The sequence below is a fragment of the Rhodoferax sp. GW821-FHT07F03 genome (genome assembly GCF_059418745.1).
Genome location: NZ_JBWKQM010000010.1, coordinates 173,107 through 197,760 on the forward strand (window position 1 = coordinate 173,107; position 24,654 = coordinate 197,760).

Genomic DNA, 24,654 nt, shown 5'->3' on the forward strand with positions numbered 1-24,654 from the left:
TTTTTGACCGGCTACACAAGCCCCCAGGCCAGCACCAGGGCTGTGCCCCACATCATCAGCGCCACCAGCCCGTCCAGCGCACGCCACAGGGCCGGGGCGCGCAGGCGCTGGCCCAGCAGCATCAAACCCAGGCCCAGGCCGGCAAACCACAGGGTGGATGCCGTGATCGCGCCCAGGCCAAACCAGGCATTGCCCGGCCGACCCCAGGCCAGCGAGGCGGTGCCGATCAGCACGGCTGTATCCATCCAGGCATGCGGGTTCAGCCAGGCGAAAGCCAGGGCCGCAGTTACTGCTTGGCGACGCGTCATCGGCGCCTGTGAGGGCAGGCCCACGGCCCCCGGATGGGTGCCACTGCGAAAGCGTGCAAACGCCTGCCAGCCGTAGTACAGCAGGAAGACGATGCCCGAGCCCACCAGTGCGCCCTGCAGCTTGTCCGACATGCCGCCCAGCTGGGCCAGGCCCAGCACGCTTAAGGCTATCAGCCCGATGTCCGACACGATGCATACCGCCACCGTCAACCACACATGCTGGCCGGTCAGCCCCATGCGCAGCACATGCGCGTTCTGCGGCCCCAGCGCCACGATCAGCGACAGGCACAGCACTAGTCCAGCGGTGAAGGCGGGTGTGAACAGCAAAGAGGGCAGGGTGGACATGGTGGACTTTGAACGGGGCTGTGGAACGGCCTGCAGTGTCTGGCATCTGTGCTGCTAATTAAACAAAGCTAAATTCAAATTACATTGGATAAAAAATAATTGAGTAAAAGTTCTATTCGCCCAGGCGCGCCAGCACAAAGTCAATAAAGCTGCGCAGCTTGGCCGTGGGCTGGCGTTCCGCACGGCGCACGATGTGCATGGCCCGCTGGGGCAATTGCCAGTCAGGCAACAGGCGGATGAGCTGGCCGGCCGCTATGGCCGGGTTCAGCAGGTAGTCCGCCTGCACGGCAACGCCCATTCCGCCCACCGCCGCCGCCAGCAAAGCCTGGCCGTTGTTGCTGACGAATGTGCCTTTCACCGGCACGGCCACCGTCTCACCGCCACGGCTGAAGCGCCATTGCGGCTTGCTTCCCCAGGCCGCAAATGCCAGGCAGTCGTGCTGCGCCAGATCCGCAGCATGGACGGGTACGCCCCGGCGCTCCAGGTAGGCCGGGCTGGCCGCAGCCCAGACCTCGGTGGGGCGTAGGGGACGCGCGACCAGTTCGTTGTCTGTGATGGCACCCGAGCGCAGCGCGACATCAATGCCTTCTTCCGCCATGTCCACCACCCGGTCATTCAGCACCAGGTTGATGTGTACGGCAGGGAAGGCCGCGGCGTAGGCGCTGAGCAGTGGCGTCAGGCAGTACACGCCGTAGGCTACGGGCGCGGAAATATGCAGCGTGCCTTGCGGTGCCTCGCGCAGGCTTTCTGCCACCCGGTCGGCGGCCTCCACGCTGGCGAGCGCTTCGCGGCAACGCTCCAGGTAGCTGTTGCCGATGTCAGTCAAGGCTTGCTTGCGGGTGGTGCGCTCTATCAGGCGGGCGCCCAACTGCTCTTCCAGTGCGCGCACATGTTTGCCGACCATGACGGCAGACAGGTCCAGCATCTGCCCCGCCGCGGCAAAGCTCTCTGCCGTTGCCGCCACCACGAAGACCTGCATGCTGCGCAATTTGTCGCTCATATTCGGAAGTATTGGTTACGGGTGTCGCAATGATCATCCCATTTACTGCAATGGTAGTGCCTTAAACAATGCCTATACGCCCAGGCCGGTGGCTTTGCATGCCGCCGTGCAGATGGGTGGTACTACGCATCTAAGGACTATCTGATGACTACCTACGCGATTGGCTCCCTCGTGATCCACAACACCGATTGGCAAAAGGAATACGGTGCAAAAATGCCCGCCTTGGTGGCCAAGCACGGCGGCATCCTGCGCGCCCGGGGCCCCGTACAACTGCTGGAGGGCGAGGCGCATCTGCCGGGAACCACCGTGATGATCGAGTTTCCCAGCGCGGCCCAGGCCCATGCTTGGTACGACGACCCGGCCCACGCTCCGCTGAAGCAGCTGCGCCTGAGTGGCGCCAAGTTTGACCTGGTGTTGCTGGACGGTATTTGAAGGTGCAGGTTTAAATTTGGCTCGGCATAAACTCCATCACGTAAAAAATACTTGATGGAAGTCGCCGCATGCTCGACGCGAAACAACTCGAAGCCCTGGCCGCCGTGCTGGAACACGGTGGCTTTGGGCCAGCGGCCACCGCGCTGAACCTCACGCTGGCGGCGGTGTCGCTGCGCATCAAGGGGCTGGAGACGGCGCTGGGCCAGCGCCTGCTGGTGCGCGGCAAGACCGTGCGCGCCACGCCCGCCGGTCAGGCCCTGCTGGCCCATGTGAAGCAGCTGCGCCTGATGGAGGCCGATTTGGTGGGTGCCTTGCCCCGCGCCAAAGGCAGTACGCCAGCCTGGCAAACCTTGGGCGTGGCTATCAACGCAGATTCTCTGGCCAGCTGGTTCCTGCCGGGCGTGGCCGCCTGCGTGGCGCGCTACCGTCTGCTGCTGGATCTGCAGGTCTATGACCAGGACCACACCCATGAGGCTCTGAAGAACGGCGAAGTCGTGGGCTGCGTCAGCACCCTGGCCCAGCCCATGCGCGGCTGTGTGGCCGAGCCGTTGGGCGTCATGCGCTACCGTTGTGTCGGTGCGCCTGCGTTGGTGTTGCAGTGCCGCACCAAGTCGGGGGCCGTATCGGTGCACCGCATGCTGGCTACGCCGGCCATCATCTTCAACCGAACGGACGGGCTGCAAGACGCCTTTTTGCAGCAGCACTTTGCCTTGTCCGCGCCGCAATATCCCCGGCACTTCGTGCCCGCCGTCGATGCGTACGAAACCGCGCTGGAGCACGGCATGGGCTGGGGCATGGTGCCCGACCAGTTTTTGGCCCGCCGCGAGGGGCGCTTGCCGCTGGAAGAAGTGCTACCCGGCAGCGCCGTGGAGGTGGCCCTGTACTGGCACCACTGGGAGCGCGAGCCCCTGTCCGCGCAGCGCTTGACGCAGGGGGTGCGGGAGGCGGCGGGTGGGTTGAGGGGTGGCTAGTGTGGGGAACGAGCTGGAGATAAAAATAGGCTCTAGCGCAGAAGTCTTAGCTGTCATTCTTGACAACATACTCGGCTCTGAATTCTTCCACGTTGTGGACGAAAGCTGTTCGATGAATCATGCGATGACAGTTCGAGCACAGGACAGAGAAGTCCTTCTTCGGATCAAGAGTCAGTCGTTGCCCTTTCAATTCGGAGAGTGGTGTCAGGTGATGGGCTTCGATGAACTCTCGTCCTATGCCACCGTACTTGATCTCAAAATCGAACCCACAGGCCTTGCATACGTATCCTTGCGCTAGTTTGGCTCGGTGCGCAAGTTTCCGGTTGCGCTCAATTCGTTTGTGCTCGCGAAGCTTACGAAGATCTTCTTCGCCAAGGCTGACCTCGTCTTCTTCGGCGTCGACTTTTTCAAATAACTGTGCTTCGCGTGATACGAGAACGAAATACAGGTCGACGAATTGGCGAAGGTCTGCGCTTAGGATCTCGTCGTTTGGTAGGTTGTCTCTCGGGTAATACTTGGAGCAGACCGCGCCAGCTTGGTAATAGGCGCTTAGATTCGAGCTGCCCGTTGCAGCGAGTTCGATTGAACCCGTTTGCAGTCCGGCTGAAAGAGGACCGAGCCGGGCTAGAAAGTCTGACGATCGCACTCGAAGGGCGGCCTTCGCTTCTGCTCCGTATTGCTTCTTGGCAGAAGTAATGCCCTGGTTCAATGATAGGTAGACGCCGCTGAAGTCCTCCTTGACGAGGTAGACGACGTAGTAACCGTCTTGAGCACTCTCGGTGACGAACCGATCGTAGACAGCAGCCCAAGGCGCTCTTGCCCAATTGCCTTGTCCGGGGCTTCCGCTCACAACGTACCGGGGATTGGGACCAATCACGGTCGTCAATGTTTCGACCAAATCTTTGCGAATGAATTCGGCGACAGCATCATTTGCGAACGGCCGCAGGATAGCCTTTGGGTATTCATTGAGAAACAGACTTAGTGCGGCGTGGAGGCTCATGACAGCTAATGTTTGTGAGTGGGGCGCGGGTGAGTGTAGGGCTGGCTGTCCGTCAAGCGATGCAGATCGTTCTGCTCTACTTTTCGTAGCTGTTTGCGCAGGTAATTCGTGCGCTAGTGACCAATTTAGCTTATAGGCTCCCTGCGGTTTGTGGATGCCACTGGCATCCTCGGCCGGGATATGCGCCCGGCGGCGCAGTAACTTGTTCTTTTGCGCAAAAGAAAAGTCACCAAAAGAAAGGCGCCCCCACTGTCTGCGTCCCAGTGCTATCGCACTGGGAAACCTGCGGTGCGCGCTTTGGTCGGGGTCTGGCTAAACTCGCTGCGCTCAGACAACGCCAGCCCTGATCCGCCCAAAGCTGTGCTCCTCGGCGCATACAGAGGGGGACCCCGGGGATCGGGATCGGTGGCGCTGTGCGCCACATCGCGCCTAGGGCGCGAGCGGGTGGATTCGCGCCTGCGGCGCGATGCCCGGCTGCGCCGGGCCGGATGTTCGCTCCCGCTCCCACGCCGAGCAACGCAGCGTACCCCGTAGCGCAGCGTAGGGGGCGACGACTTCGGCTCGCCTTTTCTTTGGTGACTTTCTTTTGGCGAAGCAAAAGAAACGTTACTGCGCCGCCGGGCGCACGTCCCGGCCAGGGATGCTGGCAGCACCAAGCGAATCCAAAGCTTCAAGCCAAATCGCTCTCTAGCGCGCGAATTACCTGCGTAAATAGCTACTAATTTAAGAGCAATCGTCCATCCATCCCTGACTCCATAACTGAACGCGGGTGGTCCAGTAGCTGGTACGGCCCGGGTTGATCGGGAGCCAATTGCTTTACAAACCGCTTTATCCTCACCCCCCACTACAGCGAAGCAGCGGAGGCGGGAATGAACAAGATGGCGGCCACCATGGCCTTGGTTTGTGTGTCCAATCTGGGCTATGGTCATGACTTGAAGGCGCTGCCCCTGGGTGACGGCAAGTTGTCGCAGGCGCCCAAGGTGGGTTGGATCTGGGCCTGCCATGTCGATCCGCAGGCGGGCGGCTCGCAGCGCGACGGGCCTTGGATCAATGCGGCAAAGGGCACTTATGACGTGACGGCCAAGGCCGTGGTGCCGGGGCAAGTGGCCTGGCCTTCGCAGTTCAGCCTGACGGTGCGGCAGGACCAGCGCGTGTTCAGCAGCAACGATCTGCCCAGCCACACCACGGGCACCTTCCCGGTGCCCAGCGATAGCGAGGCCTACCGCTACGACCGCAACCCCAACCGCATTGGCGCGCAGTCCCTGCAAGTGGCTTTGCCGCTGTGGCCCGCACTGGCGGCGCAGGCCAGTTGCGTGCCGGGGGCGTTGGGCTTTTTGCTGACCGGGGCCGTGTTGTTCAATGCGCTGGACGCGCCAGGGCGCGACGCCGTGGCCCATGAAACCCAGGACGCCTGCCAGGGACACCCGCAGGAAAGCGGCGTGTACCACTACCACAGCCTCAGCAACTGCCTGCCCGACAAGCGCGAACCCGGCGGGCATTCCGTGCTGGTGGGCTATTTGCTGGACGGTTTTGGGCTGTACGGCACGTATGGCGAAAACGGCCAGGCCTTGGCCAGCCAGGACCTGGACGAATGCCATGGCCATATCCACACCATTGCGTGGGAGGGCAAGCAGGTCGCTATGTACCACTACCACGCAACACCGGACTTCCCCTATACCGCCGGCTGTCTGCGTGGCAAGTACAGCAACGCCGACGTGATGGCTCTCAGCGGACCACATCCGCAGCGCGGACAGGGCGGAAGGCCCGGGGCCGAGGGGCGCAATCCACCTGGGTCGGGCATGGCCATGCCTGGCGGTGGTGCGCCGCGCCCCATGGACGGCCCGCCGGACCTGAGCCGTGCCGCAGCTACGCTGGGTATTTCGGTCCAGAAGTTACGCGATGCCCTAGGCCCGCCGCCTCCAGACCTGGGGGGCGCGGCAGGCCGGTTGGGCATCAGCGTGGATGTGCTGCGCTCGGCCCTGGATGCAGCACGTTAAGTTGAGCCACTCTATGCCGTTCTCATTTTCTTTTAGCAGCCTTTCGCTCAGAACCAAGCTCATCTGCTATCTGCTGGTGACCAGCCAGGTGTCTATCGCCATCGTGGGCGTGCTGGCGCACCAGCGTTTGATGCAGAAGTTCGACACCCTGGTGATGAAAGAGTCCAGTCGCAACTTCCAGGCCGATGTGCAGCAGTATTTCCGCACCTACGGAACCTGGGCCGAAGCACAGCGGCGCGAGCCCTTCCGCGCCTTTGTTGAACGTCGACATGCCACCATGCGCCCGGATGCCGGCGGTGGGCTGCGTCCGCCGCCGGTGGAACAGCTGGGGCTCGCGCCCGAGCCGGGCCAGCGGCCGCCACCACCGGGAAATCTGCATCGGCCGCCTTTCCGCTTCTATCTGTTTGATGCGGACTACCGCTCGCTTTTCGAGTTGGAGCCCTATCACCCGGGTGACCCTATTCGTGACGAAGATCGGGGCCGCATGCAACCCATCTTGCTGGACGGCCAGCTGGTAGCCTACGCCTCTCCGCAGGGGAAGGTGAACTATTCCGATCTTGACCTGGGCTATCTGGCCGCCATGCGTGAGTCTCTGCTGATGGGTACGGCGGCTGGCATGCTGTTGACCCTGGTGCTGGGCGTGGTGCTGGGCAACCGCCTGAGCCATGCCCTGCGCAAGCTCACCCGCGCGGTGCATGCCATGGGGCAGGGGGATTTGCGCCAGCGCGTACCCGTGGAGTCACAGGACGAGGCAGGTGTGCTGGCCCAGGCCTTCAACCGCATGAGCGACGTCATCGCCCAGCAGTACGAAGACCTGCGCCAATCCCACGCGCAGATCGAGGCCATGGCCGCGCAGATGCGTGAACTCAGCCTGCGCGACGTGTTGACCAGCCTGCACAACCGACGCCATTTCGACGAGCAGTGCGCGCAGTTCTTCGCCAGCGCGCAGCGTTACCAGCGGCCGTTCAGTGTGATGCTGGGTGACATAGACCACTTCAAAAGTGTGAATGACCGGTTTTCTCATGCCACGGGGGACGAGGTGTTGCGCCGCATCGGCCAGATTCTGCAGAGCAGCATGCGTGCCTCTGATCTGGTGGCGCGCTACGGCGGCGAGGAATTCGTGGTGGCCTTCCCCGAGGCCGATTTGCCGCACGCGCGAGAAGCCTGCGAGGCCCTGCGTCAGCGGGTCGAGGCCTACCCATGGCACGAGGTGCACCCGGATCTGCGCATCACCATCAGCATGGGTTTGAGCAGCAATACCCAGGTGGAGAGTTTTCACACCATGCTCGACGCGGCCGATGCGCAGCTTTACCGCGCCAAGCGCGAGGGCCGCAACCAGGTTTGCAGCGATGCGGACGTACCCGCAGAGGGTTAAGGCAACGCAGACCAAGTCTCTCGCGGCCTGCGCATCCCTGGTCTCGGGCGGTCTGCGGCGCGCAGCCTTGTTCAGTGTCGCCTTGACTACAAAAATCCCCGCACCACCTGTGCCAGCCGCGCAAAACTGGGGCCAATTTCTTCCTCGGGCACCGCACCGTAGCCCAGCAGCAGGCCCTTGTTCGTGGCGGGTTGCTGCAGGTGGTACAGCGACAGCGGGCGGGTGCTGATGCCGGCGCGCTGGGCCACTTCCGCCACGGCGGCGTCGTCCACATGCTGGGGCAGGCCCAGTACCAGGTGCAGACCGGCATCGCCGCCGATGACGGGTAGCTGGCCGCCAAACTCATGCTGGATGGCGTGGATCAGTGCGTCGTGCCGGCTGCTGTACACGCCGCGCATGCGCCGGATATGGGTGGCGTAATGCCCTTCGGACAAGAACTGCGCCAGCACCGCCTGCTGCACGGTTTGCCCCTCGCGAAACAGTTCGTTGAGAGCGCGCGCGAAGCCGTCCACCAGGTCGGGCGGCAGCACCAGATAGGCAATGCGCAGCGCGGGGAACAGGGTTTTGGAAAACGTACCCAGGTAGACCACACGGTCGTGCACGTCCAGGCCCTGCAGCGCCGGCAGGGGGCGGGTGCCGTAGCGGAATTCGCTGTCGTAGTCGTCCTCCACCACCCACACGCCGTGCACCGCCGCGTAGTCCAGCAGCTGCTGGCGTCGGCCGTGGCCCATCAATGCGCCCAGCGGGTACTGGTGCGATGGGGTGACGAACATCAGGCGCGGCGGCTGGCGCAGCTGCTCGGGGCTGGGCGCCATGCCCTCGGCGTCCAGCGCCACCGGCTGCAGATCCAGACCGTGGGCGCGCAGCACGCTGCGGGCGCCCCAGTAGCCGGGGTCTTCCATCCACACCTTGTCGCCGGGGTCGCTGAGCAGCTGCGCCACCAGGTGCAGCGACTGCTGGGTGCCACTGGTGATCACCACCTGCTCCGGGCTGCAGACCACGCCGCGCGTGCCCTGCAGGTAGTCCGACACGGCCTGGCGCAGGCCTGCATCACCCGGACCGGTCGCATAGGTCAGCTGGTCCGGCGTGTGCCTGCGTGCCAGCCGCGCCTGCAGCCGGCTCCACACCTGGGTGGGAAACATGCGCACCTCGGGTACGCCGGGGGTGAAGGCGCCCCATTGCAGCCGCGCGGCCCGCGCCTCGCTGACCAGCTGGCTGCCGCGTTTGGACAGCAGGGCGCTGCGCGCGCGGGCGGGCGTGCTGCTGCGGTCCACCAGGCGCGGGCCTATGGCTGCCACATAGGTGCCGCGGCCCACGCCGGCCTGTACATAGCCTTCCAGCGCCAACTGCTCGTATACGTGGACCACGGTGTTGCGCGCAATGCCCAGGGCCTGGGCCAGGGCGCGCGTGGGCGGCAGCTTGGTGTCCGCCGCCAGCACCTGCTGGCGTATGCCTCCCTGCAAGATGGTGTAGAGCTGGCGGTGGTCCGGCTGGCCGCTGTGCCGGTCGAACTGGCGCAGCACAAAGTCGGGCAGGGTGCTGGCCTTGGCCACCCGGTTGTGCTTAATTGGTTCCATAAAGTATTCGATATTGGTTCTAATTTTGGGGCCAAATTAATTTTAAACTTCGCCACACTCACCATCCACCGTCTTCAAGGACTCTATGAACTCCGCTACCGATACCCAGCATCTCCGCCCTGCCACCGCCGCCAGCAACGCAGCCCTGGATGCGCGCCGTGCCGCAGCCACGCCGCGTGGTGTGGGCATCGGCACGCCGATGTACGCCGCCCGTGCCTTGAATGCCGAGCTGTGGGATGTGGAAGGTAGCCGTTTCATTGACTTTGCGGCCGGCATTGCCGTGCTGAACACCGGTCACCGCCACCCGCGCATGGTTGCCGCCATCCAGGCCCAGCTGGACTGCTTCACCCACACCGCCTACCAGGTCGTGCCCTATGAAAGCTCGGTGCACCTGGCCGAGCGCCTGAACGCGCTGACCCCCGGCAGCCACGCCAAGAAAACCGCCTTTTTCACCACCGGCGCCGAAGCCGTTGAAAACGCCATCAAGATCGCCCGCGCCGCCACCCGCCGCCCCGGCATCATCGCACTCACCGGCGCCTTCCACGGCCGCACTTTCATGGGCATGGCGCTGACCGGCAAAGTCGTGCCCTACAAGGTCGGCTTCGGCCCCTTTCCCGGCAGCATCTACCACGTGCCAGCTCCCACGGACCTGCATGGCGTGACGGTGGACGACACGCTGCATGCCATCCAGCAGCTGTTCAAGTGCGATATCGACCCCGCGCAAGTGGCGGCCATCATTTTGGAACCTATCCAGGGCGAAGGCGGCTTCTATGTGATGCCATCCGCGCTGATGGTGGCCCTGCGCGCCCTGTGCGACCAGCACGGCATCCTGCTGATCGCCGATGAAATCCAAACCGGCTTTGCCCGCACCGGCAAGATGTTTGCCATGGACCACCACAGCGTGGTGCCCGATCTGATGACCATGGCCAAGAGCCTGGCCGGCGGCATGCCCCTGTCCGCCGTGACCGGCCGCGCCGAAGTGATGGACGCACCAGCCCCCGGTGGCCTGGGTGGCACCTATGCCGGTAACCCGTTGGCGATTGCCGCGGCCCATGCCGTGCTGGACGTGATTGAAGACGAGCAGCTGTGTGCCCGCGCCGAGCGTCTGGGCCAGGTGCTGAAAGCCCGCCTGGAAAGCCTGCGCGCCAAGGTGCCGCAGATCGCCGAAATCCGCGGTCTGGGCGCCATGGTGGCGGTAGAGTTCAACAAGGCCGACGGCACGCCCGACGCCGACTTCACCAAGGCCGTGCAAAAGCGCGCGCTGGATGCGGGCCTGATCCTGTTGACCTGCGGCGTCTATGGCAACGTGATCCGCTTCCTATTCCCGCTGACCATTGAAGACAATGTTTTGGCCGAAGGCCTGGACATCCTGGCCGCTGCCATGACTGCATAACGAAGATCATCTGATGACTACCAAGCTCAATCTCAAAGACCCCACCCTCCTGCGCCAGCAGGCCTTCATTGCCGGTGCCTGGGTCGATGCCGATAACGGTGAAACCGTGCCCGTGACCAACCCCGCCACGGGTGAAGTGCTGGGCACCGTGCCCATGTGCGGCACGGCCGAGACGGTCCGCGCCATTGCCTCCGCCGAGGTCGCCCAGCGCCAGTGGCGCAATGTGTCGGGCAAGGACCGCGCGGCCATTCTGCGCAAGCTCAACGACCTGATGCTGCAGCACCAGGACGACCTGGCGCTGATCCTCACCTCCGAGCAAGGCAAGCCCCTGGCCGAAGCCAAGGGCGAGATCGTTTACTCGGCGTCCTTCATCGAGTGGTTTGCCGACGAAGCCCGCCGTAGCTATGGCGACACCATCCCCACGCCCAGCGCCGACCGCCGCCTGATGGCCATCAAGCAGCCTATCGGTGTGACGGCCGCCATCACGCCCTGGAACTTCCCCACCGCCATGCTGACCCGCAAGGCTGGCCCCGCGCTGGCCGCCGGTTGTTCCATGGTGGTCAAGCCCGCCACGCAGACGCCGTATTCCGCCCTGGCCTTCGCCGAGCTGGCCGATCGCGCTGGTGTGCCCAAGGGCCTGCTGTCGGTGCTGACCGGCTCCGCCAGCCAGATTGGTGGCGAGATGACGCGCAGCCCCATCGTGCGCAAGCTGACCTTTACCGGCTCCACCGAAGTCGGCCGCACGCTGATGCGCCAGTCGGCCGACACCATCAAGAAGCTGTCGCTGGAGCTGGGCGGCAACGCGCCCTTTATCGTGTTCGACGACGCGGATCTGGATGCCGCTGTGGATGGCGCGATGATTTCCAAGTACCGCAACACCGGCCAGACCTGCGTCTGCGCCAACCGCATCTACGTGCAGCGCGGTGTGCTGGAAGCTTTCACCGCCAAGCTGGTGGCCAAGGTGAATGCCTTGAAGGTGGGCAATGGCGTGGAAGCCGGCAGCACCCAGGGCCCGCTGATCGACGCCAAGGCCGTGGCCAAGGTCAAGGAGCACATTGCCGATGCTGTGGCCAAGGGCGGCAAGGTGCTGGCTGGCGGCAAGCCGCATGCGCTGGGCGGCTTGTTCTTTGAACCCACGGTCATCGGTGGTGCCACCGAAGACATGCTATTCGCCCAGGACGAAACCTTCGGCCCGCTGGCCCCGATCTTCGTCTTCGACACCGAAGCCGAGGTCATTGAGCGCGCCAACAACACCGAGTTCGGTCTGGCCGCCTACTTCTACAGCCGCGACATCGGCCGTGTGATGCGCGTGTCCGAGCAGATCGAGTCGGGCATGGTCGGTGTCAACACCGGTCTGATCTCCACCGCCGAAGCACCCTTCGGCGGCGTCAAGCAATCCGGCCTAGGCCGCGAAGGCTCCAAGTACGGGCTGGAGGAGTTCATGGAGATCAAGTACATCTGCCTGGGCGGGCTGGATAAGTAAGTTCCGGCTTGCCATCTGCATCCTGCCACTGGCATGAGCCGGTGGCGAATGTTTCCATGCCTGCCATCGATGGTGGCTGTACGGAACAGAGGGGATGCACGTTCGCAAGCTAGCCATCCCCTGCAATCAACCACTAACTGTGCTGGCGTCATAGGTGGCGCGACGCGCTGGCTGGCCATGTCCTGTGCCTGTTCACAGCTTGGTTTAGCGAGGGCGGTGTTGGGCTGTGCAGAGACTTGCTTGGCACCGCATCTTCTCGCGCATAGTGGGTATTCCCGGTGCGCGTTGGTTCCGTAATCTCTTGGAGTTTGCGTATGTACCGGTTCCTTTTGCGTCCGATTTTTGCGCGTGTCTTAGCCCTGGCGGTTGCTTGTGCAGCAAGTGCAAATCTATTGCCTGCCCACGCCGCGGGGCTCACCATCGCCAACTTTGGCGGAGCCAATGCCAATGCACAAGTTGTGGCATTTCAAAGACCTTTTGCGCAGCGCAACAATGTGGTGGCAACGGCAGTGGAATATGACGGGTCGTTGAGCACCATCCGCGCCATGCTGAAAAAGGGGGCGTTCGATTGGGATGTAGTGGAAGTCGAGTCGACAGATTTGCTGGCTGGTTGTGAGGCGGGGCTATTCGAAAGCGTGGACCAGTCCACTTTGCCACATGCTCCACAACTGCTTCCGGGAAGTGTTCAGTCCTGCGGAGTGGGCGCATTCGTGTGGTCAACGGTATTGGCATACGACCCGACCCGGTTCAAAGATGCCCCCAAATCGTGGCAGGATTTCTGGGATGTTGCCAAGTTCCCCGGAAAACGAGGAATGCGTGCTGGCCCGCGCTACAACCTTGAGTTCGCACTTATGGCCGATGGCGTTCCGCGTGACGAGGTGTACCGGGAGCTGGGCACGGAGGCCGGCCTTGCACGCGCCATCAAAAAGCTCAATGCGCTCAGGCCCTACATCGTCTGGTGGACCAGCGGTGCACAGCCCCCCAAGCGCTTGGCTGCGGGTGAGGTCGTGATGTCTACTGCTTTCAATGGACGCATCGCAGTGGCCAATCGTGAAGATCCAACATCCAGGCTTGAGATCGCTTGGCCAGGGGCTATCTACGAGCTGGACTATTGGGTCATTCCTAAAGGAACACCTCGGAAAGACCTGGCCCGCCAATACATTGCTTACGCCACCACAGAAGATGCGCAACTGGCCTTTTCTCGTGAAATTCCATACGGCCCGACCAATATGAATGCCATATTGAAATACGACACCGGCCGCCGTGCGCAAAGTACCTCCACCCACCAGGCGTTGGTTGATTTGTCGATGCTTGGCAGTGAGCTGCCATCGGCACCGGGCAACCTGCGAAAAGCCTTGGCGTTCAATCCTAATTTCTGGATCAAGCATGGCGCAGCCATTGAAAAGCGTTTTGCCGAAGCAGTGCAGCCCTGAGCATCGGTGTATTTGCACGGCGGCCAGAGCTATATGCCTATTTCCCTCGTGTTGTTTAGATAACCAAGGAAGTTCAGACGGTCATGAAGTTAAAAAGAATGAAGTTGGGGTATCGGCTGGCGTCGACATTTGGCATCTTGCTGATTCTGATCGTGGGTATTGCAGTCGTAGCGGCAGCACAGATTCAGTCGGTTAACGGAGCTCTCAATTACTACACAACTACCACCACGCCGTCATTGAAAGCGGTGAGGTTGTGGCAGGAAAAGATAGCCAACATCCGCATGCTGGAGGCACAGCACCTGATGGCTGCGACGGCCGATGACATGGCGGTACTGGAAACCAGCATTGACCACGAGTACGGCGAATTCAAAACAGCACTGGCCGAGCATGAACGCCTGCTCTCCAGTGACGAGGACCGAGCGCTCTGGAAGAGTGTGGCCAATGCAGCGACCTTGTCCATGGGTTACTGGGACAAGTTAAAAAGCATTTCTCGCGAATCCATAGAGGACCCAGCTAAAACGGAAGAAGCACGGCGCCTTTTTACAGGGCGGTCGGAGCGGCTGTACCGAGCGACTGCCACCACTATCGACAATGAGTGGAAACTGAAGTCCGCAACCGCAGACGACCTGGCCGACAGCAGCGCGAAAACTTATGCGCGGTCGATAAGCCTGCTCATCGGGGGCTGCCTGCTGGCATTGGTTTGCGGTGTGGCCGCTGCTGTTGCCGTGGTGCGTTCCATTGCGATGCAGATGGGCGGAGAGCCAGACGATGTTGCGCGGATTGCTTTGGCTATTGCAGACGGAGATTTGAGCATGCATGTTCCGGTGCATGGGGAAAATAGCAACAGCGTCATGTCTGCCATGGCAACCATGCGCGGGCGCCTTGCCACCATCGTCGGAGAGGTCCGGCAAAGCAGTGAGCACATCGCTTCCGGTAGCGCACAGATTGCTTCCGGCAATCTGGATTTAAGCTTGCGCACCGAAGAGCAAGCCAGCGATGTACAGCAGACGGTCCAGTCCGTGGGGCGCCTGGCCGAGACGGTTCAGCACAATGCGAATACCGCAGAACAGGCCAATCAATTGGCCTCCAAGGCGTCATCTGCAGCGGTGGAGGGCGGGCAGGCTGTGGCACAGGTCGTTGCCACCATGAAGGGTATCTCCGCCTCGTCGAAAACCATCAGTGACATCACCGGCGTCATCGACGGCATCGCGTTCCAAACCAATATCTTGGCACTGAACGCCGCGGTTGAAGCGGCCCGTGCAGGTGAACAAGGGCGTGGCTTTGCCGTGGTGGCCAGCGAAGTCCGCTTGCTGGCTCAGCGATCGGCCGAGGCGGCCAAGGACATTAAAAAGCTGATCGGTGACAACGTTGAGAAGGTCGATGCAGGCATGCGCCAGGTCAACGAAGCTGGCGTATCGATAGAGCAAATTGTGGTTCAGGCGCAAACCGTCAGCCAGCTTATTCTGGACATACGCAACGCAGGTGCCGAGCAACACGATGGCATCAGTCAAGTACGCAACGCTGTCCACAGAATCGACGAAGTCACACTCCAAAATGCCGCATTGGTAGAGCAAAGCAGTGCTGCGGCAGACAGTCTCAAAACACAGGCGAGCAAACTGGCTGCGGTTGTGGGCACCTTTCGTTTGGTGTGATGTTGAAAAAAGCCCTCTCGATGCAGATGCATGCTGCACAAGGCGCTATGTTTTAAATAGCATTTGCTATAGCAGGCGGCTCATGAACACGCTATGTGGGTCCAGCTTGTAGTCGGCAAATGGCCCGCATTCCTGGAAGCCGAAGGCCCCGTACAGCCTGTGCGCGGCGGCAAAGCCGGGGACGGGGCCGGTCTCCAGACTGAGGCGCTGCAAGCCCAGCGCTTGGGCCTGTTCCACGATATGCGCCAGCAGCGCGCGTGCCACACCTTTGCGCAGATGCTGCTCGGCGGTGCGCATGGATTTGATCTCGGCGTGCTCGGCATCCAGCTGCTTCAAGGCGCCGCAACCCAGCAGGTCGGCGCCGTCCCAGGCGGTCCAGAAGCGGATGTTTGGCTGGCGCAGGCCTTCCAGGTCCAGCGCGTGCATGCTCTCGGGCGGCGACAGGGCGTGCATGCCACGCATATGTTCTTCCAGCAGTGCGTGGACCTCAGGGCCTTGGAGGTCGTCTAGTCGGATGTGCATGGACCGATTTTCTTAGGGTGTCGTCTTGGGTGCCAACGCGAGCACGTCCGCCAGTGGTGGCACGGCGGCGAAGGCGTCTTGCGGTTTGTCGTAGCCAATCGCCAGGTTCACACCGGTCTGCAGCTTTTGCGCCCAGGCGGACAGTTTTGTGATGAACTCTTTTTTCACCGGATCGGCCGTCAAGCTCTGCTCGGTCCAGTCGCTGGCCTTGGCATCGGGAAAGCCCAGGTCCTGGAGTGAGAGGTACAAAGCGACGTTGTAGAAACGGCCCCCGTTTTGCGAGTTTCTCACGTTGATGGCTAAAAACAGCGGTTGTTCAGAACCAACGGAGAGTGTTTCTGCGTCGATCGTCAAACAGTTGTCAGAGCGGCCGCCACCTTTATTCACGGCCTGTAAATGGCTCCCTTTGCAGGGCTCCGCCGTGTAGTAAACCGCCGCCTCGTTCAAGTTAGTCGTGGTGACGGCGAGGGCGAAACGGCCATGTTCCGTTGGGCTGAACATTTGAATCTTGCCGAGGGTGAGTCTTGTCGAGGTCAGCGTGGATTTGCCAGATGTCACCCGCCACACTCGCCCGCCTCGGAAAATAGGATAACCGCCGATGGTGCTGTCTGCGGAAAGTTCGGTGGATTTGTCCGTCAGTTTGTAGTCGTGTCCAATGTTGTCGCTGAACAAATCCTCCGCGTAGGCGAAGGGGCAGACAAGGGTAGTGGCCACAGCTAGAAGGCAGGCCAGTTGGGAGAATCGGGGCAGTGAGAGGGAGGTCATGGGTTGCGGGCGTTGGCATTCTTTGCGGATGCGAAGAAAAGAGCGGCAGTGTAGTGGCAGTGTTTTAAGCTAGGCGCCGAGGCCTGTACAAGTTTCAATCATTCACATGAAAATGGCCCGCACCGCAGGTTCCACCTGCACAAGCCGCTATGCAATCAGGAGTAACACAGATGCGTACTGTAGGAATCGTCGCCGGCCTCGCGCTGGCATGGGGCAGCACCGTGGGGGCGGCGGAGCTGCAGCTGCGCATCCTGGAGACCACCGATGTGCACATGAACCTGCTGAGCTACGACTACTACCAGGACAAGCCCACCGACCAGTACGGCCTGGCGCGCACCATCAGCCTCATCAAGGCGGCGCGTGCCGAGGCGCCGAACAGTCTGCTGTTCGACAACGGCGACCTGCTGCAGGGCAGCCCCATGGGTGATGTCATTGCCAAGGTGCACCCGCTGCAGGACGGCCAGACCCACCCTGCCTACAAGGTGATGAACCAGCTGGGTTATGACGCGGCCAACCTGGGCAACCACGAGTTCAACTTCGGCCTGCCATTCCTGCAGCGCTCACTCAAGGGCGCCAACTTTCCCTACGTCAATGCCAACATTTATCTCGACAACGGCGCACAGGAGCAGCATGCATTCACCCCCTACCTGCTGCTGAAGCGCGAGCTGCTCGATGCCGAGGGCAAGAAGCACCCCATCACCGTGGGTGTGATCGGCTTTGCGCCGCCGCAGATCATGCAGTGGGACAAGGCTAACCTGGAGGGCAAGGTAGTGGTGCGCGACATCGTGGCCACGGCGCAGAAATATGTGCCCGAGATGCGTGCTAAAGGTGCGCAGCTGGTGGTGGCTATTCCGCACAGCGGCTTTGAGAAGGGCGAGGTTGGCCTGCTGGCTGAGAACGCGGTGTCCAAGCTGGCCGAGGTGCCGGGCATAGACGCCATCTTGTTCGGCCACGCGCATGCTGAATTCCCCAGTAAAGCCTTCGCCAGTTACCCTGCCGTGGACGCCGCGCGCGGCACCATCCACGGCGTGGCTGCCGTCATGCCGGGCCGCTGGGGCGACCACCTGGGCGTGGTGGACTTCACACTGGACGACAGCAGCGGCAGCTGGAAGGTGGTGAACAGCCTGGCGTCCATCCGCCCCGTCTTTGACCGTGCCGCCAAGCAGTCGCTGGCCGCCGCCGACCCGATGGTCGAGCAAGCCATTGCCACCGAGCACGCGCAGACGCTGGACTATGTGCGCAACAAGGTGGCCTTCAGCAGCGCACCCATCTACAGCTACTTTGCCCAGGTCAGCGACGACCCCTCGGTACAGATCGTCTCCAACGCGCAGACCGCCTATGTGAAGCGCGCCATGCAGGGCACGGACTATGAAAAGTACCCCGTGCTGTCGGCCGCCGCGCCGCTCAAGTCCGGCGGCCGCCAGGGCTGGAGCTACTACACCGACATCCCCGCCGGCCCGCTGGCCATCAAGCACATGGCCGACCTGTACATCTACCCCAACACCCTGAAAGCCATGTTGCTGACCGGCGCGGAGGTGCGGGAATGGCTGGAAATGTCGGCCGGCCAGTTCCTGCAGATCGACCCCAAAGGCGCGCCGCAGCAGCCATTGGTCAACGATGCTTTCCCGTCTTACAACTTCGACACCATCGACGGTGTGGCGTACGAGCTGGACCTGACCCAGCCCGCCCGCTATGACGCCAAGGGTGGTCTGGCGGCCGCCAGCGCGCACCGGGTGCAGAACCTGCGCTTCGACGGCAAGCCGATAGACCCGGCGGCCAAATTCATCGTCGCCACCAACAACTACCGCGCGTTCGGCGGCGGCAACTTCCCCGGCCTGGGCGCCGCCAAGGTGGTGCTGGACGCCCCCGACGAAAACCGCCAGGTGCTGGTGGAATACCTGCAGCTCATGGGCACGCTGACGCCCGGCGGCCAGGTCAACCCGCAGGCCGACAACAACTGGAAGATCCAGCCCGTGCCTGGCGTGCGCATGGCCTTCAGCTCCGGCAGTGGCGGCATCCGCTACCTTGCGAACCACCCCGGCATCCGGCTGGTGAAGGACAACGGCGACGGGTCGGCGCTGTACACACTGGGCGAGTAAGCCGGCGGACTAGGTAAGTCGCTGGCCCGACGTCACACGGGCCACATACACCGCCATCAGCAGCGCAAACCCGGCCATCACCCACATCAGGCCGTTGCCGCCCACGGCATGCATGGCAGCAGCCGCCGCCAATGGGCCGACGACCGCGCTGAGCGTGTAGACCATGGACACCGCGCTCATATTGCGCGCCATGCTGCCGCCCTGCGTCTTGGCGCTGGCGATCAGTGCCAGGGTCAAGTAGGCCGTGACCAGGCCGCCCAGGCAGAACACCGCCGCGTGCAGCAGCAGCGGGCCTAGCGCATAGGTCAGCGCTAGCGCGACCACGGCGGTGCCGATACAGCAGCACAGGCTGGCGAAGGCCATGCCCCGGTGGTCGGCCAGCCAGCCGGCCACGTACTGCATCAGCAAACCGCCCAGGCCGAAGCTGGCCAACAGGCTGGCAATCTGCGCTGCATCCAGTTGCTGCGCCGTACCAAATACCGGGAACAGGCCGATGAATGCCGACTCCGACATGCCTCCAAACAAGGCCACGCCCAGGCCCAGTAGAAAAATCTTCTCGCGCGGCAGCTGCCAGAACGGCGTTGCCGCGGGGGGCTGCGCGGAGGTGTTGGAAGTGGATGCCCGCTCCTCGTGCGCCCACAGCAAGGGCAGGGCCGCCATCAGCAGAAAGCCCATGCCCAGCCACAAGGGCGCCAGCCCCTCAATGCCCCACCAGCCCGACATGGCCGGTGCCACGATGGGTGCCAGCGCAATCAGTGTCTCGTGAAAGCCCACCAGTCGCCCGCGCGCATGGCTGGGCGCGATGTGGTACAGCCAAGGCTCCAGCCCAATCCAGCGCAGCCCCTGTCCAAAGCCGGCCAGCAAACCCGCGGGCAACCACAGCGCCGAGATACCCAGCGCGATGGCCGCCAGGGCCAGGATGGAGCACAGCAGCGCCGCCAGAATGGTGGGCCGCGCGCCAAACTGGCGGGTTAAGCGTGGTGCCACGCCCAGCCCCGGAAGCTGCCCCAGCCACAGGGATGCGGCATACAGGCTGAGCTGCAAGGCCGTCGCGCCTTGCTGTTCCAGCCACAGCGGCAGCACCACGAATGGAATGCCGAATTGCCCGACTTGGGCAAAGGTGGAGACCGCATTCAGCGCGGCGATGCTGCGCCAGTCATAGGTGGTGTGCTGCATGGAGTGAGAGGTTGAAGCGTGGATGGCTTCGCGGTGTGTCTGCTATTTTATTCGTAGCTGCTTGCGAAGGTTTTATACAGGCTAGGGGCTTGTTGGGCTATTGGGGCGCTATACGCCTTGCATTCCATTCCGATCCGCACTACAACATCCTCGCCAGAGTTATACAGAGCATCCCTAGCCATGTTTAGAACCTCATCTCTCCTCACTGCGGTTGCTGCCCTTGTGCTTACTGCCTCTGGAGTCGGGGCTGTGCCAGCGAACAAGTGCGTGGTGAACGGTACTGTTACCTACCAGCAAACGCCCTGTTCGTCTGGCCAAGCTCGAAAGCCACCCACCGTCCAAGAGCTGAATGCAGAGGAGAAACGGCGGCGTGCTGCAGCTGTTGCAACACCGGCCGACAAGGCGGCTCCTGCACCTCCTAGCGTGTCCAGTGGCTTCCGTTGTGACGGACGGCAGTACTGCTCACAAATGAAGTCTTGTGCCGAAGCAAAGTACTTCCTCGCCAGTTGCCCCGGCGTGAAGATGGACGGCGACAAGAATGGAATTCCCTGTGAACAGCAATGGTGTGCTCGCTAGCGTCAATGCACCACCTGGCGCCCGGACGCGTCTAAGCGCTCACATCCAACTACAAGCGCACGGTACCCAACAGCGCCTCTACCCCCGCGCATGCTGTGCCAGCCTGCTGGTGTTTTTTTCCGCTACCGTTACCTTTTGCGTTGGGCCACGATGCTGCGGGCGCTGTCTTCCGGGTAGGCGTAGGTCACCACCCCGTTTTTGACAACACCCATCAGCAGCATGTTGGCGCTGAAGGCATCTTTGTCCTCGGGGCTGAACGGGTGGTTGTAGGTGGCCACCGCGCCGTAGTAGACCTTGTGCAGGTTCTCTAACGAGCTCTTGATGGCCGGACCAGTCAGCACCGCGTTCGGCACGCCGAAAAATCCATGCAGCAGCAGATAGGTGCCGTCATAGGCCTGGGCCGCCGGGATCGGCGCGGGAATGGTTTTCAGGGCGTATTTGCGGGCATAGGCGCGCAAAAAGGTGGCGCGCCGCTCGTTGGTGACCTGGTCTACGATGAAAGTCTGGGCCATCATCGTGCCTTCGGCCGCGTCCTTGGCTACATCGATATACGCCGGAAAGCTCAAGGACCAGGGGCCGACTTGACGCACATTCCATTTCAGCGACTTGCGGCCATTGGCGATGGCTACGCTCTCCGGTCCCAGGCTGTAGCTGAACACCACATCGGCGCCGGCGGCGCGGGCGGCGGAGAGTTCGCTGGTCAGGTCCTTTACGCCCAGCGGGAAGCGGGCCACAAACACCGGGCGCAGCTTCTTCTCGGCCAGTGCGGCGGTCACGTCGGCCAGGCCACTCTCGCCGTAAGCGGTGCTGTCGGCAAATACCGCCACCTTGGTCCAGCCCCGGCTGACGATGTCGTTCACCACAAAGGTGGACTGGATCGCGTCCCGGGCCGAGGTACGAAAGATGTAGCTGTCCGCCGGCGGGTATTTGGCGGTGAGTTGCGTACCTGTGGCGCAAGGAATGATCAGCGGCAGCTTGTGGTTCTGGAATACCTCGAGCGACTTCGCTGCCACCCCGGAATTGCAGAACGCAATGGCGGCCACCACCTTCTCGGCTACCAGGGCTTCGGAGGCCTTGTAGCCCTCGTCGGGGTTGGCCGTGTCGTCCTTCACCACCAGTTCCAGCGGATGCGCCATGTAGCCGCCGGCCGCGTTGATCTCTTCCACCGCCAGCTTGATGCCATTGAGCATGGGCACGCCAAAGTCGGCCGAGGGACCGCTCAAAGGGGCGATTACACCGATGCGCACGGCTTGCGGCGCTTGCGCCGGCACACCGACTACAGCCAGGCTGCAGCATGCCGCGATGAGACTGCGGCGCAGAGCCCGGAACGGAGGGAACGCGGTCAAAGTCATCAAAAACCTTCTTATATAAATGGTATGCAGCTCGAAATGTGGTCGCAGAAATGCGGAACCGTACCCTCACGTTGTGGGCTTGAAAGACGTTACAGAGCTCTACTGGCCGAAGCCAAAGGCCGCAATTATCGGGCCACCCCGCCCTGGTGATCCAGGTCCAGCACTAGGCGCACGGTGGCCAGAGGCAACTGGGCACCGAGGCCGCACTCCAGATATTTGCGAAAGTCTTGACGGACAAGGGCGCTGGGTGCGAAGCAGTAAGCGGCGCACCAGAACATTAGCGCTCAGTGCATTGCCCGACTTTTTTGCCGGTTGCCGTACCCGTCATTTTGAAATCACCGCCAGCCAACGCCTGGTTGCCGCCGACCGTGATGTTGTAGCGCATGTCGAATGTGCTGGCGCTCAGTTTGGCGTCGCCCGCCACCTTCATGGAGCCAAGGTCGGCAGGCATGCCGGGTGTGCGACAGGTCATGGCAAAGTTCATGGCTGATGCGTTGCCACTCTTTTGGTCAAAGGTGCAACTGCCCAGGTTGCCCAGCATGCTGGTCGGGTCCATGCCGTCTTTGGGAAAACAACTGGTCTGCGTAAAAGGCATGGGCTTGCCATCGGGGCCGACGGAGGTGGACATGACTTCCCACAGGTCTCCGGCAAATACCGGATTGGTCAAAACGGCCAACAGGACAAGACAATTCTTCTTCATCAATCTCTCCGTAACCCTTATGGTCCGCATAGTGTAGTGTTGGGCTTCATTGACTCGCCTACCGGAGCCAGAGGCCGCAATTATCGGGTCACCCCACCGCGCACGGATGATCCAGGTCCAGCACCAGGCGCACGGTGGCCAGAGGTACCTGGGCGCCTTGCGCATCAAAGCTGCGTTCGACTAGCGTAATGCGGCCCCGCGCACAGTGCACCAAGGTGCTGGCGCGCGTGCCGTAGTGCGGCAGGTGGATGAAGGCGGCCGACAGGCCGCGCTCCAGGTCCAGGGGGATGCCGGTGTGCGGCAGGTCCGCATCATCGGCCAGGCGGGTGTCGGTCAGCAGGGGCCAGAGCTCGGTTTCCAGGGCGGGGCTGAGGTGGTCGGACTCGGCGGCTCGGTGCTGCTGTAGGGCCTGGGCGAATCCGTGGTGCAGGCGGACCAGTTTGGGCCAGGGGGTGTGGAAGTCGGCATTCGATACGGCCCAGACGCCGGGCTCGGGTGCGAAGTGCTTGCGGTGCCGGCTCTCATACGCGTGCAGCTGCTGGCCGTCGAACAGCAGCAGGTTGAACGGGTTGTAGGCGTCGGACTCGGCGGCCAGGGCTTGCGCAAACTCCTCGGCCGTTTGTTGGCCCTGCAAAAAGGCGGTGACGATGCCACCACGCGACGGGGCCTTGGGGTTGTGCCGGCTGGGGTCGCGGTAGTTGGTGAGCGCGGCCAGCCGGCCGCTGGGCGTGTGCAGGCCCATCCAGGTGCCGCCGCCTTGCAGGTCCTGGCCGGCGACGATGGGGCTGTTGGCCCAGCGGTGCAGCGGCAGGGCGGGACGGGCATAGAACTCGTCGCGATTGGCGGCGATGGTCAGCGGGGCTATGGCGTCGGGCTGCCACTGGAATGCAATCAGGCACATGGTGTTTGCTATGGTTTTGGTAGCTTCTGGCGCAGGTGGAATGTGCGCTGCGGGCAGATTTTCTTCAAGGGGCGGGCAGCACACTGAGCTCGTTGATGACGGCTTCCACATCGTCGATGCCGCGCACCAACTGCTCCACGGCTTGGGCTGCTTCGCGGCTGCGTACGCAGCCCTGCAGCCAGACCCAGCGTCGCTGACCCAGCACCCAGATGCTGGAGTCGGCAAAGCGCCCGTCGGCCAGGATGGCCTTGGCCGCGCGGGGGATGATTTCGGCGTCGTACAGATAGGCGTTGGGCAGGCGGCAGCGGCCGGAACGGTAGCAGCTGGTGCCGCGCTCGGCCCGCCAATGGGTTTCAGCCTGCATCTCGGCCAGGCTGATGCGCGGGCCCAGTTGGGGCGGGCAACTGGTGATGGCCGAGGTGACCTGCAGGAAGGGGTCGTTGAAGTAGTTTTGCAGCGCCTGGTCGGATGGGGCGGCCTGGGCGCAGGCGTAGCCGGCTAGGGCTAGCGCCAGGCTGCTGCGGCGCAGACGGTACAGAGTGTGCAAGGAGGGCAAGAAGGTCTTGGGCATGCGGGGCATGAAGCTGATGCTGCGCCGATTGTGCGCCTCCGTCAGTGCCCGTGCAGGCGACCCCACAGGTTTCAAGGATTTTATGGCCCTGGCGCAGGTGGAATCTGCGCAGGCAGCTTCTTTTTTGATAGCGGTTTGCGGCTCAGGCGTTCTTGCCCCGCACGCATTTGGCGCAGGCAATGTCGTCGTCGGTGGGCATATTCGCCATGACCTCGGTGTACGTGGGGTAGTCAAGCATGGCCATATAGCAGACCAGGTGGTGGAAGCAGGCCTTGTCCTGGCAGATTTTGGCCATGGAGAAGTCGTCGTTGAAGATCTTGGCCTGCAGCAGGTCGTGGTACTTGGAGCAGTGCAGTATGTCGAAGGGCGGCAGCTGGGGCACCAGGTCGTGCGCGTAGTTGAACACGTCGTAGTTGGGCACGTTCTGCTCGAAGGCGTTGACGAAGTTGCTGTCGCCGGTTTTGGGCGATGCGAACAGGCAGGCGCTGGCGTTCAGGCCCAGGCGGCGCAGGTCCAGTGTCAGATAGGTGCTGATGGCCGAACCCAGGCTGTGGCCCAGCACCGTGACCGGGCTGGCGCCCACCAGGGCGCTCATCCCGCTGGCCAGGGGCGACCAGCCCGGGCCGCCACCCAGCACATGCAGCTGCATGCTTTGGTAGATGTTGTAGAAGCCGCGGTCCACCAGCCCGCCTACGGGGTGGGGCACCATCAAGAAGTCCAGGTCGTCTATCCATTCGGGCAGGCTCTTGGTGCCGCGTATCGCAACCGCGAAGTTGCCGCCGGCGTCCTGCGCCACAAAGCCGTAGCAGTGCACATCGCCCATGCCCATGACGGTGCTGGTGGAGGTGAGCCCGCTTTGGCGAGACACGTCGGCGCCGGAGATGTAGGCCCGTAGCGTCCAGCCGTCGGGGGCGATGCGCGGATCGGGCGGCGGCGTCAGCTGACTCCAGTTGGCCTCGCACATGTCGAAGGCGTACAAAACCAGTTTGGCCTGTTGGGCGGCAGCGCGTCTGTCCATGGTGTTCT

General features: G+C 62.6%; 22 protein-coding genes. 10 read left to right on the forward strand and 12 right to left on the reverse strand.

Going from position 1 to position 24,654, the window contains the following annotated elements; genetic code table 11:
- Window positions 1-11 precede the first annotated feature (11 nt).
- Both AC07R0_RS16900 and AC07R0_RS16905 read right to left on the reverse strand, forming a co-directional pair.
- Complete coding sequence (locus AC07R0_RS16900; protein WP_495105705.1) at window positions 12-653, reverse strand: LysE/ArgO family amino acid transporter; 642 nt, start codon at window positions 651-653, stop codon at window positions 12-14.
- Window positions 654-765: 112 nt separating this feature from the next.
- The gene (locus AC07R0_RS16905; RefSeq protein WP_495105706.1) at window positions 766-1,653 is read right to left on the reverse strand and encodes a LysR substrate-binding domain-containing protein; all 888 of its coding nucleotides are present in this window, start codon (window positions 1,651-1,653) and stop codon (window positions 766-768) included.
- A gap of 144 nt (window positions 1,654-1,797) precedes the next feature.
- Here AC07R0_RS16905 and AC07R0_RS16910 point away from each other — a divergent pair, with 144 nt between their 5' ends.
- Together AC07R0_RS16910 and AC07R0_RS16915 are read left to right on the forward strand one after the other, a co-directional pair.
- A complete protein-coding gene (locus AC07R0_RS16910; RefSeq protein WP_495076734.1) occupies window positions 1,798-2,085 on the forward strand; it encodes a DUF1330 domain-containing protein in 288 nt (95 codons plus the stop codon).
- 68 nt (window positions 2,086-2,153) lie between these two features.
- The gene (locus AC07R0_RS16915; RefSeq protein WP_495105707.1) at window positions 2,154-3,056 is read left to right on the forward strand and encodes an HTH-type transcriptional regulator ArgP; all 903 of its coding nucleotides are present in this window, start codon (window positions 2,154-2,156) and stop codon (window positions 3,054-3,056) included.
- Window positions 3,057-3,102: 46 nt separating this feature from the next.
- Here the strand turns inward: AC07R0_RS16915 and AC07R0_RS16920 are convergent, their stop codons facing one another.
- Window positions 3,103-4,056 (reverse strand): MrcB family domain-containing protein, encoded by a 954-nt coding sequence (locus tag AC07R0_RS16920; protein WP_495105708.1) that lies wholly within the window; start codon window positions 4,054-4,056, stop codon window positions 3,103-3,105.
- 869 nt (window positions 4,057-4,925) lie between these two features.
- On the opposite strand from AC07R0_RS16920, the gene AC07R0_RS16925 reads away from it, so the two are divergent.
- Together AC07R0_RS16925 and AC07R0_RS16930 are read left to right on the forward strand one after the other, a co-directional pair.
- Window positions 4,926-6,053 (forward strand): YHYH protein, encoded by a 1,128-nt coding sequence (locus AC07R0_RS16925; protein WP_495105709.1) that lies wholly within the window; start codon window positions 4,926-4,928, stop codon window positions 6,051-6,053.
- Between the two features lie 13 nt (window positions 6,054-6,066).
- Window positions 6,067-7,428, forward strand: coding sequence for a GGDEF domain-containing protein (locus AC07R0_RS16930; protein WP_495105710.1), 1,362 nt, complete (start codon window positions 6,067-6,069; stop codon window positions 7,426-7,428).
- An 86-nt stretch (window positions 7,429-7,514) separates the two neighbouring features.
- On the opposite strand, the gene pdxR is transcribed toward AC07R0_RS16930, so the two are convergent.
- Entirely contained in the window at window positions 7,515-9,005 is a 1,491-nt protein-coding gene (gene pdxR, locus AC07R0_RS16935) for a MocR-like pyridoxine biosynthesis transcription factor PdxR (protein WP_495105711.1), read from the reverse strand.
- Between the two features lie 85 nt (window positions 9,006-9,090).
- On the opposite strand from pdxR, the gene gabT reads away from it, so the two are divergent.
- The 4 genes from gabT (at window position 9,091) to AC07R0_RS16955 (ending at window position 14,966) form a co-directional block, all read left to right on the forward strand.
- Window positions 9,091-10,398 (forward strand): 4-aminobutyrate--2-oxoglutarate transaminase, encoded by a 1,308-nt coding sequence (gene gabT / locus AC07R0_RS16940; RefSeq protein WP_495105712.1) that lies wholly within the window; start codon window positions 9,091-9,093, stop codon window positions 10,396-10,398.
- A 13-nt stretch (window positions 10,399-10,411) separates the two neighbouring features.
- Window positions 10,412-11,881, forward strand: a complete 1,470-nt coding sequence (locus AC07R0_RS16945) for an NAD-dependent succinate-semialdehyde dehydrogenase (RefSeq protein ID WP_495105713.1) — start codon at window positions 10,412-10,414, stop codon at window positions 11,879-11,881.
- Window positions 11,882-12,195: 314 nt separating this feature from the next.
- Entirely contained in the window at window positions 12,196-13,314 is a 1,119-nt protein-coding gene (locus AC07R0_RS16950) for an ABC transporter substrate-binding protein (RefSeq protein ID WP_495105714.1), read from the forward strand.
- A gap of 83 nt (window positions 13,315-13,397) precedes the next feature.
- A complete protein-coding gene (locus tag AC07R0_RS16955) occupies window positions 13,398-14,966 on the forward strand; it encodes a methyl-accepting chemotaxis protein (RefSeq protein WP_495105715.1) in 1,569 nt (522 codons plus the stop codon).
- A 66-nt stretch (window positions 14,967-15,032) separates the two neighbouring features.
- Here the strand turns inward: AC07R0_RS16955 and AC07R0_RS16960 are convergent, their stop codons facing one another.
- Window positions 15,033-15,488, reverse strand: a complete 456-nt coding sequence (locus AC07R0_RS16960; protein WP_495105716.1) for a GNAT family N-acetyltransferase — start codon at window positions 15,486-15,488, stop codon at window positions 15,033-15,035.
- 12 nt (window positions 15,489-15,500) lie between these two features.
- Window positions 15,501-16,253, reverse strand: coding sequence for a hypothetical protein (locus tag AC07R0_RS16965; protein ID WP_495105717.1), 753 nt, complete (start codon window positions 16,251-16,253; stop codon window positions 15,501-15,503).
- 170 nt (window positions 16,254-16,423) lie between these two features.
- Here AC07R0_RS16965 and AC07R0_RS16970 point away from each other — a divergent pair, with 170 nt between their 5' ends.
- Window positions 16,424-18,352, forward strand: a complete 1,929-nt coding sequence (locus AC07R0_RS16970) for a bifunctional 2',3'-cyclic-nucleotide 2'-phosphodiesterase/3'-nucleotidase (protein WP_495105718.1) — start codon at window positions 16,424-16,426, stop codon at window positions 18,350-18,352.
- A gap of 9 nt (window positions 18,353-18,361) precedes the next feature.
- Here the strand turns inward: AC07R0_RS16970 and AC07R0_RS16975 are convergent, their stop codons facing one another.
- Window positions 18,362-19,528 carry an MFS transporter gene (locus AC07R0_RS16975; RefSeq protein WP_495105719.1) on the reverse strand — a complete coding sequence of 389 codons (1,167 nt, stop codon included), beginning with the start codon at window positions 19,526-19,528 and terminating at the stop codon, window positions 18,362-18,364.
- Window positions 19,529-19,708: 180 nt separating this feature from the next.
- Between AC07R0_RS16975 and AC07R0_RS16980 the strand changes: the two genes are divergently transcribed.
- Complete coding sequence (locus AC07R0_RS16980; RefSeq protein WP_495105720.1) at window positions 19,709-20,104, forward strand: excalibur calcium-binding domain-containing protein; 396 nt, start codon at window positions 19,709-19,711, stop codon at window positions 20,102-20,104.
- A gap of 128 nt (window positions 20,105-20,232) precedes the next feature.
- Here the strand turns inward: AC07R0_RS16980 and AC07R0_RS16985 are convergent, their stop codons facing one another.
- The 5 genes from AC07R0_RS16985 to AC07R0_RS17005 form a co-directional block, all read right to left on the reverse strand.
- On the reverse strand, window positions 20,233-21,456 hold the full coding sequence (locus AC07R0_RS16985; RefSeq protein ID WP_495105721.1) for an ABC transporter substrate-binding protein: 1,224 nt from the start codon (window positions 21,454-21,456) through the stop codon (window positions 20,233-20,235).
- Window positions 21,457-21,733: 277 nt separating this feature from the next.
- Entirely contained in the window at window positions 21,734-22,156 is a 423-nt protein-coding gene (locus AC07R0_RS16990; RefSeq protein ID WP_495105722.1) for a DUF3617 domain-containing protein, read from the reverse strand.
- A gap of 88 nt (window positions 22,157-22,244) precedes the next feature.
- Window positions 22,245-23,057 (reverse strand): NRDE family protein, encoded by an 813-nt coding sequence (locus tag AC07R0_RS16995; RefSeq protein WP_495105723.1) that lies wholly within the window; start codon window positions 23,055-23,057, stop codon window positions 22,245-22,247.
- 64 nt (window positions 23,058-23,121) lie between these two features.
- Window positions 23,122-23,637: a BON domain-containing protein gene (locus AC07R0_RS17000; RefSeq protein WP_495105724.1), complete on the reverse strand. Its 516-nt coding sequence runs from the start codon at window positions 23,635-23,637 to the stop codon at window positions 23,122-23,124.
- Between the two features lie 133 nt (window positions 23,638-23,770).
- The gene (locus tag AC07R0_RS17005; protein WP_495105725.1) at window positions 23,771-24,646 is read right to left on the reverse strand and encodes a lipase family protein; all 876 of its coding nucleotides are present in this window, start codon (window positions 24,644-24,646) and stop codon (window positions 23,771-23,773) included.
- Window positions 24,647-24,654: the final 8 nt, after the last annotated feature.